Source organism: Streptomyces sp. NPDC029014 (assembly GCF_055564695.1).
This window is the reverse complement of record NZ_JBVHVT010000008.1, coordinates 123,770-139,546: the sequence shown is the minus strand read 5'-3', so window position 1 is coordinate 139,546 and position 15,777 is coordinate 123,770. Positions and strand designations below refer to the sequence as shown.

Annotated in this window: 13 protein-coding genes; 6 read left to right on the top strand and 7 right to left on the bottom strand. The window is 71.6% G+C overall.

Translation table 11 applies throughout. The features are described from left to right. A partial coding sequence (locus tag ACZ4VL_RS06795) for a homocysteine S-methyltransferase family protein (protein ID WP_468196694.1) occupies positions 1–2,208 on the bottom strand: 2,208 nt, incomplete at its 3' end. 252 nt (positions 2,209–2,460) lie between these two features. Here ACZ4VL_RS06795 and ACZ4VL_RS06790 point away from each other — a divergent pair. The 5 genes from ACZ4VL_RS06790 (at position 2,461) to ACZ4VL_RS06770 (ending at position 8,742) form a co-directional block, all read left to right on the top strand. Next, the gene (locus ACZ4VL_RS06790) at positions 2,461–3,228 is read left to right on the top strand and encodes an IclR family transcriptional regulator (protein ID WP_468196692.1); all 768 of its coding nucleotides are present in this window, start codon (positions 2,461–2,463) and stop codon (positions 3,226–3,228) included. 319 nt (positions 3,229–3,547) lie between these two features. After that, on the top strand, positions 3,548–4,330 hold the full coding sequence (locus ACZ4VL_RS06785; protein ID WP_468196690.1) for an MIP/aquaporin family protein: 783 nt from the start codon (positions 3,548–3,550) through the stop codon (positions 4,328–4,330). Positions 4,331–4,410: 80 nt separating this feature from the next. Next, a complete protein-coding gene (glpK, locus tag ACZ4VL_RS06780) occupies positions 4,411–5,937 on the top strand; it encodes a glycerol kinase GlpK (protein WP_468196688.1) in 1,527 nt (508 codons plus the stop codon). Positions 5,938–5,976: 39 nt separating this feature from the next. Continuing rightward, positions 5,977–7,584, top strand: a complete 1,608-nt coding sequence (locus tag ACZ4VL_RS06775) for a glycerol-3-phosphate dehydrogenase/oxidase (protein ID WP_468196686.1) — start codon at positions 5,977–5,979, stop codon at positions 7,582–7,584. Between the two features lie 126 nt (positions 7,585–7,710). After that, positions 7,711–8,742, top strand: a complete 1,032-nt coding sequence (locus tag ACZ4VL_RS06770) for a PAC2 family protein (protein ID WP_468196684.1) — start codon at positions 7,711–7,713, stop codon at positions 8,740–8,742. Between the two features lie 199 nt (positions 8,743–8,941). Here ACZ4VL_RS06770 and mshC read toward each other — a convergent pair whose 3' ends face one another. From mshC to ACZ4VL_RS06750, 4 genes are all read right to left on the bottom strand, one after another. Then, positions 8,942–10,171 (bottom strand): cysteine--1-D-myo-inosityl 2-amino-2-deoxy-alpha-D-glucopyranoside ligase, encoded by a 1,230-nt coding sequence (gene mshC, locus ACZ4VL_RS06765; protein WP_468196682.1) that lies wholly within the window; start codon positions 10,169–10,171, stop codon positions 8,942–8,944. A 109-nt stretch (positions 10,172–10,280) separates the two neighbouring features. After that, a complete protein-coding gene (locus ACZ4VL_RS06760; RefSeq protein ID WP_468196679.1) occupies positions 10,281–11,156 on the bottom strand; it encodes an SCO1664 family protein in 876 nt (291 codons plus the stop codon). Next, on the bottom strand, positions 11,120–11,710 hold the full coding sequence (locus ACZ4VL_RS06755) for a DUF3090 domain-containing protein (protein ID WP_468196676.1): 591 nt from the start codon (positions 11,708–11,710) through the stop codon (positions 11,120–11,122). The genes ACZ4VL_RS06760 and ACZ4VL_RS06755 overlap by 37 nt, the downstream gene beginning before the upstream one ends. 119 nt (positions 11,711–11,829) lie before the next feature. Then, positions 11,830–12,567, bottom strand: coding sequence for a histidine phosphatase family protein (locus ACZ4VL_RS06750; RefSeq protein WP_468196673.1), 738 nt, complete (start codon positions 12,565–12,567; stop codon positions 11,830–11,832). A gap of 82 nt (positions 12,568–12,649) precedes the next feature. Here ACZ4VL_RS06750 and ACZ4VL_RS06745 point away from each other — a divergent pair, with 82 nt between their 5' ends. Then, the gene (locus ACZ4VL_RS06745) at positions 12,650–13,642 is read left to right on the top strand and encodes a magnesium and cobalt transport protein CorA (protein WP_468196671.1); all 993 of its coding nucleotides are present in this window, start codon (positions 12,650–12,652) and stop codon (positions 13,640–13,642) included. A gap of 19 nt (positions 13,643–13,661) precedes the next feature. On the opposite strand, the gene ACZ4VL_RS06740 is transcribed toward ACZ4VL_RS06745, so the two are convergent. Both ACZ4VL_RS06740 and ACZ4VL_RS06735 read right to left on the bottom strand, forming a co-directional pair. Continuing rightward, a complete protein-coding gene (locus ACZ4VL_RS06740) occupies positions 13,662–14,450 on the bottom strand; it encodes a ferritin-like domain-containing protein (protein ID WP_468196668.1) in 789 nt (262 codons plus the stop codon). A gap of 228 nt (positions 14,451–14,678) precedes the next feature. After that, entirely contained in the window at positions 14,679–15,728 is a 1,050-nt protein-coding gene (locus ACZ4VL_RS06735) for an LLM class F420-dependent oxidoreductase (protein WP_361095946.1), read from the bottom strand. Positions 15,729–15,777 lie beyond the last annotated feature (49 nt).

The window sequence follows — 15,777 nt, the reverse complement described above, 5'->3', positions numbered from 1 at the left end:
GGTGCCCTTGCCCTCCGCGTCCGACTTCTCCATGTGCGGTTCCAGATGGGCCACCGCGGTCTTCATCACCTCGGCCGACTGCAGCACGAACGGCAGCTGCATCTGCCCGGAACCGAACAACTCGCCGACGACCTTCATGCCCTCCAGCAGCGTGTCGTTGACGATGTCGAGGGCGGGGCGGGTCTGCAGGGCCTCGTCGAGGTCGGCCTCCAGGCCGTTCTTCTCGCCGTCGATGATCCGCCGCTGGAGCCGCTCCTCCAGCGGCAGCGCGAGGAGCTCCTCGGCGCGCCCGGCCTTGAGGGACTTCGTGTTGACGCCCTCGAAGAGGGCCATCAGTTTCTGCAGCGGGTCGTAGCCCTCGCTGCGCCGGTCGTAGATCAGGTCCAGGGCGGTGGAGACCTGCTCCTCGTCGAACCGGGCGATCGGCAGGATCTTCGACGCGTGCACGATCGCCGAGTCCAGACCCGCCTTGACGCACTCGTCCAGGAAGACCGAGTTCAGCAGGACGCGGGCGGCCGGGTTCAGACCGAAGGAGATGTTCGACAGACCGAGGGTGGTCTGGACGTCCGGGTGTCGGCGCTTCAGCTCCCGGATCGCCTCGATCGTGGCGATGCCGTCCTTGCGGGACTCCTCCTGACCCGTGCAGATGGTGAAGGTCAGGGTGTCGATGAGGATGTCGGACTCGCCGATCCCCCAGTTCTCCGTCAGGTCCGTGATCAGACGCTCGGCGACGGCCACCTTGTGCTCGACGGTACGGGCCTGGCCCTCCTCGTCGATCGTCAGCGCGATCAGCGCCGCACCGTGCTCCTGCGCCAACCGGGTGACCTTCGCGAACCGCGACTGCGGCCCGTCACCGTCCTCGTAGTTGACGGAGTTGATGACCGCACGGCCGCCGAGCTTCTCCAGACCCGCCCGGATGACCTCCACTTCGGTCGAGTCCAGCACGATCGGCAGCGTCGAGGCGGTCGCGAACCGCCCCGCCAGCTCCTCCATGTCCGCGACGCCGTCACGGCCGACGTAGTCCACGCACAGGTCGAGCATGTGCGCGCCCTCGCGGATCTGGTCGCGGGCCATCTCCACGCAGTCGTCCCACCGGGCTTCGAGCATGGCCTCGCGGAACTTCTTCGACCCGTTCGCGTTCGTCCGCTCACCGATCGCCATGTACGAGGTGTCCTGCCGGAACGGCACCGTCTGGTACAGGGACGACGCGCCCGGCTCCGGCCGCGGCTCCCGCGCCACCGGAGCCAGCCCGCGCACCCGCTCCACGACCTGCCGCAGGTGCTCCGGCGTCGTACCGCAGCAACCGCCCACCAGCGACAGCCCGTACTCGCGGACGAACGTCTCCTGCGCGTCCGCGAGCTCCGGAGCGGTCAGCGGATAGTGCGCGCCGTCCTTGGTGAGCACCGGCAGGCCCGCGTTCGGCATGCAGGAGAGGGGGATGCGGGCGTTGCGGGCCAGGTAGCGCAGGTGTTCGCTCATCTCGGCCGGGCCGGTGGCGCAGTTCAGGCCGATCATGTCGATGCCCAGCGGCTCCAGCGAGGTCAGGGCCGCACCGATCTCGGAGCCCAGCAGCATCGTCCCGGTGGTCTCCACCGTCACCGAACAGACCAGCGGGACCGACACCCCGAGCGCTTCCATGGCGCGGCGGGCGCCGATGACCGAGGCCTTCGTCTGCAGCAGGTCCTGGGTGGTCTCCACCAGCAGGGCGTCCGCCCCGCCGGACAGCAGGCCCTCCGCGTTGACCTGGTAGGCGTCGCGGATCGTGTCGTACGGGATGTGGCCGAGGGTCGGCAGCTTCGTGCCGGGGCCCATGGAGCCGAGGACCCAGCGCTGCTGGCCGGTCTCGGCGGTGAACCGGTCGGCCACCTCGCGGGCCACCCGGGCGCCGGCCTCGGACAGCTCGAAGTTGCGTTCGGGGATGTCGTACTCGCCCAGTGCGGTGAAGTTCGCGCCGAAGGTGTTGGTCTCGACGCAGTCCACGCCGACCGCGAAGTAGGCCTCGTGCACCGAGCGGACGATGTCGGGCCGGGTCACGTTCAGGACCTCGTTGCAGCCCTCCAGCTGCTGGAAGTCCTCAAGGGTGGGCTCCTGCGCCTGGAGCATCGTTCCCATGGCCCCGTCGGCGACGACCACGCGGGTCGCGAGCGCCTCTCGGAGGGCATCGGCCCGGGTCTGGGTGTCTGCGGGCGGGTTCGGCAACGAGGCCATGAGAGCTCCCTGGGATGCGACGGCTGTCGGCTTTGCACCCTTGCTGTGTCAAGGGTGCACGCGGTCAGGGTAACCGCGCCTTCGCAACCCCGGTGAGGGCGTCCCACGTGGCGGACTGCATCCTGTGCCGGGGAGTCGGTCGGGTGTGCCCCGGGCGGCCTCGGCTTGAACATATGGCCAACCATGCGCAAGGTCGACATGGGCCGATAGTGTTCAGCATTGTCGAACTACGTCAGCAGGAGGCTGCACACCATGGCACGGAACATCCAGTCGCTCGAACGAGCCGCTGCGATGCTGCGGCTCCTTGCCGGCGGTGAGCGCCGCCTCGGCCTCTCGGACATCGCGAGCTCCCTGGGACTGGCGAAGGGCACGGCGCACGGCATCCTGCGCACGCTCCAGGCCGAGGGCTTCGTCGAACAGGACCAGGCCTCCGGCCGCTACCAGCTGGGCGCGGAGCTGCTGCGCCTGGGCAACAGCTATCTGGACGTGCACGAGCTGCGCGCGCGGGCGCTGGTGTGGACCGACGACCTGGCCCGGGCGAGCGGCGAGAGCGTGTACGTGGGCGTGCTGCACCAGAGCGGGGTGCTGATCATGCACCACGTCTTCCGCCCCGACGACAGCCGCCAGGTGCTGGAGGTGGGGGCCATGCAGCCGTTGCACTCCACGGCGCTGGGCAAGGTCCTGTCGGCGTACGACCCGGTCGCCCACACCGAGGCCCTGGAGGCCGAGCGCGAGGCGTTCACGCCGCGGACGGTCACGGACGGGGCGGGCTTCGAAGAGGTGCTGGACCTGACCCGGGCGCGCGGCTGGGCCTCGGACGTCGAGGAGACCTGGGAGGGCGTCGCCTCGGTGGCGGCGCCCATCCACGACCGCCGCCGGATGCCGGTGGGTGCGGTGGCGGTGGCGGGTGCGGTGGAACGCGTCTGCGGGGAGTCCGGGGAGCCGCGCGCGAGCCTGGTGGCCTCGGTGCGCGACTGCGCGCGAGCGGTTTCCCGCGACCTCGGCGCGGGCCGGTTCTAGCCCCTCACCCGCACGTTCCCGGCCACTCCATGGCCGTTTTCTGCTGTCTTGCTGCCATATATCGGCCATCGGATGGCTTGTTTCGATCTACCGCACGGCGTGGTAACGATCCGACACATTGGCCTGGCCAACCCTTGACGCGTTCTTCACCTGGGCGAAAAACTGCCGTTCATCGGTCGGCATTGTCGAACACCTACCGGCAATACGCGCTAGGGTGGGACAAGGCCAAGGACCGGTGAACCACTCACCGAGTGCGCGCACGCGGGCCGGGACGACCCCGTGTCCGCGCACCCCTGGACGTAAGACAAAGGAGTCGCGGGTGTCCAGCTCCGACATCTTCCTCGGCGAGACCATCGGTACCGCCCTGCTCACCCTGCTCGGCGGTGGTGTTTGCGCCGCCGTGACCCTCAAGAGCTCCAAGGCCCGCAACGCAGGCTGGCTCTCGATCACCTTCGGCTGGGGTTTCGCCGTACTGATCGCTGCCTACGTCTCCGCCCCGCTCTCCGGTGCACACCTCAACCCGGCGGTCACCGTCGGCCTCGCAGTCAAGAACGGCGACTGGAGCGACACTCCGGTCTACTTCGCCGGCCAGCTCCTCGGCGCCATGCTCGGCGCCGTCCTGATGTGGGTCACCTACTACGGCCAGTTCGCCGCCCACCTGGCGGACCCGGAGCACATACGTGACGCCAAGCTCGGCCCGGAGGACCCCCACCCGCACGACGTCGCCGGCCCGGTCCTCGGGATCTTCTCCACCGGCCCCGAGATCCGCAACGTGGTCCAGAACCTGACCACCGAGATCATCGGCACGGCCGTCCTGGTCCTGGCGATCCTGACCCAGGGCCTGCAGGACAACGGCAAGGGCCTCGGCGTCATCGGCGTCCTCATCACCTCCTTCGTCGTCGTCGGCATCGGCCTCTCCCTCGGCGGCCCGACCGGCTACGCCATCAACCCGGTCCGCGACCTCGGTCCGCGTATCGTCCACGCCCTGCTCCCGCTGCCCAACAAGGGCGGCTCCGACTGGGGTTACTCCTGGATCCCGGTGGTCGGCCCGCTCGTCGGCGCCGTCATCGCCGGCGGTCTGTACAACGTCGCGTTCGCCTGATCAGCACGGCCCCGCGCTCGTAAGATCCGCACCGCCCACCTGATTCCGCACTCTTCATAGACCCTGCCAGGAGCAGCCACATGACCAGCAGCACCGGCCCGTTCATCGCCGCCATCGACCAGGGCACCACCTCCTCCCGCTGCATCGTCTTCGACCGCGACGGCCGCATCGTCGCCGTCGACCAGAAGGAGCACGAGCAGATCTTCCCGAAGCCGGGCTGGGTCGAGCACGACGCCAAGGAGATCTGGGTCAACGTCCAGGAGGTCGTCGCCGGCGCCATCGCCAAGGCCGAGATCACCGCCGCCGACGTCAAGGCGATCGGCATCACCAACCAGCGCGAGACCACCGTCCTGTGGGACAAGAACACCGGCGAGCCGGTGCACAACGCGCTGGTCTGGCAGGACACCCGCACCGACGCCCTGTGCAAGGAGCTCGGCCGCAACGTCGGCCAGGACCGCTTCCGCCGCGAGACGGGCCTGCCGCTCGCCTCGTACTTCGCGGGCCCGAAGGTCCGCTGGCTGCTCGACAACGTCGAGGGCCTGCGGGAGCGCGCCGAGGCCGGCGACATCCTCTTCGGCACCATGGACTCCTGGGTCATCTGGAACCTGACCGGCGGCGCCGAAGGCGGCGTGCACGTCACCGACGTCACCAACGCCTCCCGCACGATGCTCATGAACCTGCACACGCTCGCCTGGGACGAGCGCATCGCGGAGTCCATGGACGTCCCGCTGAACGTCCTCCCCGAGATCAAGTCCTCCGCCGAGGTCTACGGCCACGTCAAGGACGGCGTCCTCGCCGGCGTCCCGGTCGCCTCGGCGCTCGGCGACCAGCAGGCCGCCCTCTTCGGCCAGACCTGCTTCGCCGAGGGCGAGGCCAAGTCCACCTACGGCACCGGAACGTTCATGCTGATGAACACCGGCGACAAGGTCATCAACTCCTACAGCGGCCTGCTGACCACGGTCGGCTACCAGATCGGCGACCAGAAGCCGGTCTACGCCCTGGAGGGCTCCATCGCCGTCACCGGCTCGCTCGTCCAGTGGATGCGCGACCAGATGGGCCTGATCAAGTCCGCGGCCGAGATCGAGACCCTGGCCTCCTCCGTCGAGGACAACGGCGGCGCCTACTTCGTGCCCGCCTTCTCCGGCCTGTTCGCCCCGTACTGGCGCTCCGACGCCCGCGGTGTGATCGCCGGCCTCACCCGGTACGTCACCAAGGCGCACATCGCCCGTGCCGTCCTGGAGGCCACCGCCTGGCAGACCCGCGAGATCACCGACGCCATGACCAAGGACTCGGGCGTCGAGCTGACGGCCCTCAAGGTCGACGGCGGCATGACCTCCAACAACCTGCTGATGCAGACGCTCTCGGACTTCCTGGACGCCCCCGTGGTCCGTCCGATGGTCGCCGAGACCACCTGCCTCGGCGCCGCCTACGCCGCCGGCCTCGCCGTCGGCTTCTGGCCGGACACCGACGCCCTGCGCGCCAACTGGCGCCGCGCGGCCGAGTGGACCCCGCGGATGCCCGCCGACCAGCGGGACCGCGAGTACAAGAACTGGCTCAAGGCCGTCGAGCGGTCCATGGGCTGGATCGACGAGGAAAACGCCGGCTGACCGCACCAGCCGACGAACCGATGAGGAGCTGAAGAGATCATGAGCACCCTGCAGAGCGTCCCCGCCCTGGGAACGCACCCGACCGCCGGCTCGAACGCGAGCCGCGCCGAGACCCGTGAGCAGCTGTCGAAGGCCACGTACGACCTGCTGGTCATCGGCGGCGGAATCCTGGGCACCTCGGTGGCCTGGCACGCCGCGCAGTCGGGTCTGCGGGTGGCCATGGTGGACGCCGGCGACTTCGCCGGCGCCACCTCCTCCGCCTCCTCCAAGCTCGTCCACGGCGGCCTGCGCTACCTGCAGACCGGCGCGGTCAAGCTGGTGGCAGAGAACCACCACGAGCGGCGGGTGCTGGCCAAGGACGTGGCCCCGCACCTGGTCAACCCGCTCACCTTCTACCTGCCGGTCTACAAGGGCGGTCCGGTGGGTGCGGCCAAGCTGGGCGCGGGCGTCTTCGCCTACTCCGCCCTCTCGGCCTTCGGCGACGGCATGGGCAAGGTCATATCCCCGGCCCGTGCCGTCGCCGACAACCCCGGTCTGAAGACGGACAACCTCAAGGCCGTCGCGGTCTACTACGACCACCAGATGAACGACTCCCGCGTCGCCGTCATGACGGTCCGCGCGGCCGTCGAGTCCGGTGCCGTCGTCCTCAACCACGCCGAGGTCACCGGCCTGCGCACGACGCGCGGCCGGGTCTCCGGTGCCGAGCTCAAGGACCGCCTCGACGGCACCGAGTTCGGCGTCGACGCCCGCGTCGTGCTCAACGCCACCGGCCCGTGGGTGGACCACCTGCGGCGCATGGAGGACAAGCACGCGCTGCCGTCGATCCGCCTCTCCAAGGGCGCGCACATCGTCATGAAGCGCAAGTCGCCGTGGAAGGCCGCCATGGCCACCCCGATCGACAAGTACCGCATCACCTTCGCCCTGCCGTGGGAGGACCAGCTGCTGCTGGGCACCACCGACGAGGTGTACGAGGGCGACCCGGCGGACGTCCGCGCCACCGAGAAGGACATCCAGCAGATCCTGGACGAGGCCGCCTTCTCCGTGAAGGACGCCGACCTGGACCGCTCCCTGATGACGTACGCCTTCGCCGGCCTGCGCGTGCTGCCCGGCGGCCCCGGCGGCGTCGAGAAGGCCAAGCGCGAGACGGTCGTCTCCGAGGGTGCCGGCGGCATGCTGTCGGTGGCCGGCGGCAAGTGGACCACGTACCGCCACATCGGCCGCGTGGTCATGGACAAGCTGGCCAAGCTCCCGGGCAGCCCGCTGACCGACGACATGGAGCCGGTGAAGTCGCTGGTCCGCCGGGTCCCGCTGCCCGGTGTCGCCAACCCGAACGCGGTCGCGCACCGCCTGCTCGTCGACCGCGAGCCCGGCGCGCGCATGGACCCGCTGACCGCCCGCCACCTGGCCTCCCACTACGGCTCGCTCGCCTTCGACATCGCCCGCCTGGCGAACGAGGACCCGGCGCTGGCCGAGCGGATCCACCCGGACGGCCCGGAGATCTGGGCGCAGGTCGCCTACGCCCGCGACTTCGAGTGGGCCGAGACCGTCGACGACGTGCTCCGCCGCCGCACCACGGTGACCATCCGCGGTCTGGACGACGACGCGGTCCGCGGCCGCGTCGAGGAGATGCTGGGCCGCAAGGCATAGCCTCCCGCAAGGTGGGGAAGAGGGGCGGTTCCGAGGGGAACCGCCCCTCTGTCGTGGGCTGTGGCCGCCGTCCCCACAAGGCTTAGGCTGGCCCACGTACACAAGGAACTTGGGAAGGAGACCTGGGTGATCGAGCTTGAGGGCGTGCCCGAGCTGATCGACCCGGTCATGGTGGCCGCGTTCGAGGGCTGGAACGACGCGGGTGACGCGGCCTCCGGTGCGGTCGCGCACCTGGACCGGGAGTGGAAGGGAGAGGTCTTCGCGGCGCTCGACGCCGAGGACTACTACGACTTCCAGGTCAACCGGCCGACGGTGTGGCTGGACAACGGGGTACGGAAGATCACCTGGCCGACGACGCGGCTGTCCGTGGTGCGCATCGGCGGCGCGAAGCCGCGCGACCTCGTGCTCGTACGGGGCATCGAACCGTCGATGCGGTGGCGGTCGTTCTGCAACGAACTCCTCGGCTTCGCCCACGAACTGGGCGTCGAGATGGTGGTCATCCTCGGCGCCCTGCTCGGCGACACCCCGCACACCCGTCCGGTGCCGGTCAGCGGGGTCACCTCGGATCCCGACCTGGCGCGCACGATGCACCTGGAGGAGACCAAGTACGAGGGCCCGACCGGCATCGTCGGCATCCTCCAGGAGGCCTGCACCCACGCCGGGGTCCCCGCCGTGTCCCTGTGGGCGGCGGTCCCCCACTACGTCTCCCAACCGCCCAACCCGAAGGCCACGCTCGCCCTGCTGAACCGGCTGGAGGACCTGCTCGACCTGCGGATCCCGCTCGGCGAGCTGCCCGAGGACGCGCGGGCCTGGCAGCTGGGCGTCGACCAACTGGCCGCGGAGGACAGCGAGGTCGCCGAGTACGTCCAGACGCTGGAGGAGGCGCGGGACACCGCGGACCTGCCGGAGGCGTCCGGGGACGCCATCGCCCGGGAGTTCGAGCGGTACCTGCGCAGGCGGGATCCGGGGACCGAGCCGGGGCCCGGCGGGGCCGCGGGTGACGGGTCGTACCTGCGGGACACCTCGTCCGGGCGGACGCGGCCGCCGAGGCGGGCCGCGGACCCCGACCCCGGTCCGGACCCCGAGTCCGGGTCCGGACCGGGACAGGAGCCGGGCGACGACGACACCACGGGCCCCGGGGAGCCACCCCAGCCGTAGAGGTGCCGGGGCGATCCCCCAGCCCTAGCGGCGCCGGGGCAGAGCCCCCGCAACGGCGCCGCACCGTAGGCACGCGGCCCCGGCGCGCCCCCGCCCCGCCGGGATCATCTGGCCCCGCCGGCGTGGGGCGGGGGCAGGGCCACGCAGTGCCCGGGCGCAGCCCGTCCGGCCTCGGCGGCCGGGGCTGCGCCCGGGGGTGTTACAGGGCCACGCCGAGGAGGGCGTCCACCGTGCGGGTGACGAGACCCGGGGCCGCGGTGTCGGTGCCGTCCGTGGCGTTCTGGGCGTCGACCCAGCGGTCCACGGCCGCGAGCGCCGCCGGCGCGTCCAGGTCGTCGGCGAGGGCCGCGCGGACCTCCTCGACCAGCGCGTCGGCCGGAATGCCGTCCGGGCGGGACACGGCCGCGCGCCAGCGCGCCAGGCGGGCCTCCGCCTCCGCGAGGACCCCGTCCGTCCACTCCCAGTCGGCGCGGTAGTGGTGCGCCAGCAGGGCCAGGCGGATCGCCGCCGGGTCGACGCCGGCCCGCCGCAGGGCGGAGACGAAGACCAGGTTGCCCTTGGACTTCGACATCTTCTCGCCGTGCAGCGCGACCATGCCCGCGTGCACGTACGCCTTGGCCATCGGGAACTCGCCGGTCAGGACCTGCGCGTGCGAGGCGCCCATCTCGTGGTGCGGGAACGCCAGGTCGGATCCGCCGCCCTGGATGTCGAAGCCCATGCCCAGGTGGTCCAGGGCGATGGCCACGCACTCGATGTGCCAGCCGGGGCGGCCCCGGCCGAGGGATCCGCCGTCCCAGCTGGGCTCGCCCGGACGCGCGGCCATCCACAGCATCGGGTCGAGGGGGTTCTTCTTGCCCGGGCGGTCCGGGTCCCCGCCGCGCTCCGCGGACAGCAGGCGCATGGCCTCCGCGTCGAGGTTCGACACGCCGCCGAAGTGGGTGTCGGACTCCACCGAGAAGTAGACGTCCCCGTCCAGCTCGTACGCCGCGCCCGCGTCCCGCAGCCGCTCCACCAGCGGCACGATGCCCGGTATGGCCTCGACGGCGCCGATGTAGTGCTGCGGCGGCAGGATCCGCAGGGCGGTCATGTCCTCGCGGAACAGGGCCGTCTCGCGCTCCGCGAGCTCGGTCCAGTCGTGGCCGTCGCGCAGGGCCCGCTCCAGGAGGGGGTCGTCGACGTCCGTGACGTTCTGGACGTAGTGAACCTGCCGCTTGGTGTCGAGCCACACGCGCTGAACGAGGTCGAACGCGTTGTAGGTCGCCGCGTGACCGATGTGGGTCGCGTCGTACGGGGTGATGCCGCAGACGTAGATGCGGGCGACGGGCCCGGGGTCGAGGGTGATCTTCCCCTGGGTCGCGGTGTCGTGGATCTGGAGGTCGCGGCCCTTACCGGGAAGGGCGGGGACCTCAGAAGCGGGCCAGGCATGCATGTGTCGAGCCTAACCGGACGCCTGTTCCTCGAACGAACCGGACCGCACTGTTGGCCGAATAGGCACTCTTGCGGTCCCACGCGTGTTGTGCGTGCCGGGTCCGGCCTGCTCAGACGGGGGGCCAGGGGATCGCCGGCCACTGCCCGGAGGGCTCGGGGTGGACGCCCGAGCGCCGCAGACGGGACACGCGGGCCCGTACGGCGGCCAGCTCGGCGGGAGTGATCAGTTCGGCCAGCCGGGTGGCGAGCGGGCCCCCGGCCGCGAGCTGCCGCTCCAGGCCGGTCAGCACCTCGCGCGCCTCGTCCGTCAGCGGTTCGCCGGCCCAGCCCCACAGCAGGGTGCGCAGCTTGTCCTCGACGTGGAAGGTCACGCCGTGGTCGATGCCGTAGAGGCGGCCGTCGGGTCCGGCCAGCAGGTGGCCGCCCTTGCGGTCGCCGTTGTTGATCACGGCGTCGAGGACGGCGAGGCGGCGCAGCCGGGGGTCGTCGGCGTGGACGAGGAGCGCGGTGCGGCCCTCGCCGACGTCGGCGAGGGCGACCGGCTTCCAGCCCTCGCCCGCTTCCTCGCCCTCGACCAGGGCCAGCAGCCCGTCGGCCCCGGTGGACCCGTCGGACCCGTCGGACCCGTCGGCTCCGTCGGCTCCGTCGGCCGTTATCCACTGCTGGACCATGCCCTCCCCGTACGGGCCGTCGCGCAGCACCGTCGGCGGCACCAGGCCCCAGCCGGTGGCCTCGGAGACGAGGTAGGCGGCGACCTCCCGACGGGCGAGGTTGCCGTCGGGGAAGTCCCACAGCGGGCGCTCGCCCTTGACCGGCTTGTACACGCAGTCGGCGCGCACGCCCCCGTACTCCACCGTGCACAGCAGCACGGCGTTGGACGCGCCGGAGATCCGGCCGACGACCGTCAGCTCGCCCTTGGCGAGCAGCTCTTCCCGCTCCCCCGTGGTGTTCACACCTGGCGCCGGTAGCCGTTCTGGCGCGGGCACACGTGCCCCTCGGGGTCGAGCGGAAGGCTGCACAGCGGGCACGGCGGCCGGCCGGCGTTGACCACGTCCAGGGCCCGCTTGGCGAAGGCCCGGGCCTGGGCGCCGGTGAGGCGGACCCGCAGCATCGGCGGGCCGTTCTCCTCGTCCTGGAGGAGCCGCTCCTCGGCCTCGGCGAGGTCCTCCTCGGATTCGGCGTCGAGTTCCACCAGCGCCTGGGCCTCGACGATCATCCGCTGGTGTTCACCGTCCCAGGCGAGGGCCATGGTCCCGACACGGAACTCCTCCTCGACGGGGACGTCCAGGGGGGCCGTGTCGGCTGCCTCGGTGGGGGCCACGGCCGGGACCGGGGCATTGCCGCCGGTGCGCCGTACGACCTCGTCCAGCAGTTCGTCCATCCGCTCGGCGAGCGCCGCGACCTGGGTCTTCTCCAGGGAGACGCTGGTGGTGCGGTGGCCGGCGGAGGCCTGCAGGAAGAACGTACGGCGTCCCGGCAGACCGACCGTGCCGGCCACGAAGCGGTCCGGCGGGTCGTAGAGGAACACCTGACGGGGCACGTCCAGTCTCCAAGTCTGGGGGTCCCCCCGGACGGAGTCTGGGGAGGCGGGGCGGGGCGCACGGGCAGGGGCGGGTTCACGCCCATGTGTTGGCCCATCCACCCTACTGCGCCGTTCGATCACGCCGCTCCCGCGCCGCCGCCCACGACGGCGTTCCCCCCGTCCTCGGTGGCCGCTTCGAAGGTCTCCGTGTCGGCCGCGGCCTCGTCGGGTTCACGGGCGGGGCGCGGGGAGAGCGAGCCGAAGTCGCCGGTGTCGCCGAGCCGGAGCAGGAACGGCCGGGTGGGCGTGTAGCGGACGGCGGTGACCGAGCAGGGGTCGACGTGGAGCCGCTGGAACAGGTCCAGGTGCATGCCGAGGGCGTCCGCCACCAGGGCCTTGATGATGTCCCCGTGCGAGCACATCAGGAAGACGGCGTCGCTGCCGTGCTCCTCCTCGATCCGGGTGTTCCACTCGCGGACGCAGTCCACGGCGCGGGCCTGCATGGCGCGCAGCGACTCGCCGCCGGGGAAGGCCGCGGCCGACGGATGGTGCTGGACGATCTTCATCAGGGGTTCGTCGGCGAGTTCGGACAGCTTGCGGTTCGACCAGTCCCCGTAGTGGCATTCGCCGATCCGCTCGTCGGTGTGCAGCGGCAGGTCCGGGCGCGCGGCGAGCAGCGGCGCGAGGGTCTCCCGGCAGCGCTGGAGCGGGCTGGTGACGGCGGCGGCGAGGGGCACCGCGGCCAGTCGTTCGGGGAGGGCCGCGGCCTGTTCGGCGCCGCGCCGGTCGAGGGCCACGCCGGGCGTCCATCCGGCGAGCAGCCCTGCGGTGTTGGCGGTGGACCGCCCGTGTCGTACGAGGATCAGCGTGGCCATGGCGCCAAGGGTAGGCCCTGGCGTGCGGGAACAGGACGGGGGCGACGGGGCCCAGATGCGGGTTGGGCGCGGGCGGGGCACAATGCCGGGCGTGATTGTCGACTGCGCGATGTACCGGAACGGCCGCCGCTCCGCCGCGCCCGAGGACTTCTCGGACGCCCTGGACATGGCCCGGGCGGCGGGTGACGCGTTCGTCTGGATCGGCGTGCACGAGCCGACGGAGGAGGAATTCGAGCACGTCAGCCGCGAGTTCGGGTTGCACCGGCTGGCCGTGGAGGACGCGCTGACCGCGCACCAGCGGCCGAAGCTGGAGGTGTACGACGATTCGCTGTTCGTCGTCCTCAAGCCGGTGCTGTACGACGACGACGCGGCCGCGGTGACCACCGGCGAGCTGATGGTCTTCATCGGCGACTCGTTCGTGGTCACCGTCCGGCACGGCGAGGGGGCGGCGCTGGCCGACGTACGGCGCCGGCTGGAGCAGGAGCCCGAGGTGCTGCGGCACGGGCCGACGGCGGTGCTGTACGCGGTCTCGGACGCGGTGGTGGACCACTACGTGGAGGTGGCCGACGAGCTCCAGGTGGACCTGGAGGAGCTGGAGACCGACGTCTTCGCGCCGACCGGCCAGGACACCCGGCACACCGCCGCCCGGATCTACGGCTTCAAGCGGCAGGTGCTGGAGTTCCGGCGGGCGGCGAGCCCGCTGGCGCAGCCGATGGAACGGCTCGCGTTCGGGAACGTGCCGTTCGTGCACGGGCCCGCGCAGCCCTTCTTCCGCGATGTCGCCGACCACCTGGCGAAGGCGAACGAGCACGTGGAGGGCCTGGACCGGCTGCTGTCGGACGCGCTGTCCGCGCACCTGGCGCAGGTGGGCGTCCGGCAGAACGACGACATGCGCAAGATCTCCGCGTGGGCGGCGATGGCGGCCGTGCCGACCATGGTGGCGGGGATCTACGGGATGAACTTCGACCGGATGCCGGAGCTGCGGAACCCGTGGGGCTATCCCGCGGTGCTGGCGGTGATGGCGGCGGCCTGCCTGGGGCTGCACCGGCTGTTCAAGAACCGCGGCTGGCTGTAGCGGCGGGGCGGGCCGCGCCCTACGCGTACTCGGGGGCGGTGACGGGCGTGCTGCCGAGGGCGTCGCGCCGCTCGGGCGGGCGCAGGCTGATCATGCGGTGCCAACCGGCGAACCGCTCGTACGCGTACGTCCCGTGGATCCCGGCGGCGAGCGCGGCGGACTTGGGGGCGGGCCAGCGCAGCAGCCGGCCCATGTGCGCCATGACGGCGAGGCTGACGTCCCGGTAGATGGCGATCTCGGCGAGGGCGCTCTCGCGCAGCGCCCGCTGGATGGTTCTGCCGTGTCCCTCGCGGGCGAGGCGGAGGAGTTCCTCGTGGCAGTAGGACAGGTGGTTGTCCTCGTCGTGGCTGATCATGCGGATGGCCTTGCCGACCGTCGGGTGGTCGCCGAAGTGCCGGACGAGCATGTCCATCTGGTCGGCGGCGCGCTGTTCGGTGACCCGGCTGTGGGCGAGGTAGACGACGATGTCCTCCTCCGTCAGCCTCTGCTCGGCCCGCAGCTTGGTGTGGGCGAGGCCGATGCCGCGCCGCTCCAGCAGCATCGTGTAGTCGGTCTCGGGCGGTACGGGAACGGCGGGCAGGCCGCGCCGGCGCAGCAGCGCCTGGAAGATGCGGCCGTGCTTGTCCTCGTCGGCGCCGTGCCGGGTGATCTTGGGAGCGAGGTCGCGCATGCTGGTGGGCACCAGGGCCGCGATCCGGGCGTTCTCCCAACCGCCCTGGGTCTCCCCGCTGGCGGCGATGGAGCAGAACAACTGGAAGGAGTCGTCGTTGTCGACGATCTCCTGGAAGAGGCTGCGGGCAGAGAGCATGCATCGAGTCAACGGCCGATCCCGCGGGCGGGCAACCGAGGGGTCGCACTGCTCGGCCGAATGAACGACGCACGGGGGTGAAGCGGGGGCGTAACCCGGCGGACGCCGCGCGCGTTGTTCACTGTGTCGGCCGTGGCGGGGAAGACCCCCCGAGCCCCCACCACGGCCGCAGGCGTCACGCCCGGGCCCGAGCCGCCCCCCGGCGGTCGGACCCGGGTGTCTCCGGGATCAGGCGAGGCCGGCCCGCTCCAGGGCCTCGGTGCCGGCGCGCAGGGCCGTGATCCGCTCGTCCAGGGTGAACCCGGCCGGGGCGAGCGTCAGGGTGGTGACCCCGGCCTCGGCGTAGGCCCGCATGCCGTCCGCGATGCGCTCCACGGAGCCGAGCAGGGTGGTGGAGTCGATCAGGGAGTGCGGGACGGCCGCGGCGGCGCCCGTCTTGTCGCCCGCCAGGTACTTGTCCTGGATCTCGGCGGCCTCCTTCTCGTAGCCCATGCGCTGGGCGAGCTGGTTGTAGAAGTTCTGCTTGCGGCTGCCCATGCCGCCCACGTACAGGGCGGTGTACGGGCGGAACATGTCGGCGAGGGCGGTCACGTCCTCGCCGACGGCCAGCGGCACGGTCGGGCAGACGTCGAAGCCGTCCATGGTCAGCCCGGCCTTCTCGCGCCCGGCCCGGATGTGGGTGAGCGCGGTGGCCTCCAGGTGCTCGGCCGCCGGGAAGATCAGCAGGGCGCCGTCGGCGATCTCGCCGGTCTGCTCCAGGTTCTTCGGGCCGATGGCGGCGATGTAGAGCGGGATGCGCTCGCGCTCCGGGTGCACGGTCAGCTTGATGGGCTTGCCGGGGCCGCCCGGCAGCGGCAGGGTCCAGTGCTCGCCCTCGTAGGAGAGGCGCTCGCGGGTCATCGCCCGGCGGACGATCTCCACGTACTCGCGGGTCCGGGCGAGGGGCTTGTCGAACTTCACGCCGTACCAGCCCTCGGAGACCTGGGGGCCGGAGACCCCGAGGCCGAGCCGGAACCGGCCCTTGGTGAGGGAGTCCAGGGTGGCGGCCGTCATGGCGGTCATCGCGGGCTGGCGGGCCGGGATCTGCATGATCGCGGAGCCGACGTCGATGCGCTCGGTCTGGGCGGCGACCCAGGAGAGCACGGTCGGCGCGTCGGAGCCGTAGGCCTCGGCGGCCCAGCACACGTCGTAGCCGAGGCGGTCCGCCTCCTGGGCCACGGCGAGGTTGTCCGCGTCCATGCCGGCGCCCCAGTAGCCGAGATTGATGCCGAGCCGCATGTGTCGTCCCCTTACCGGTTTACCGATCAGTAACGTCGTTGTGAGCAGG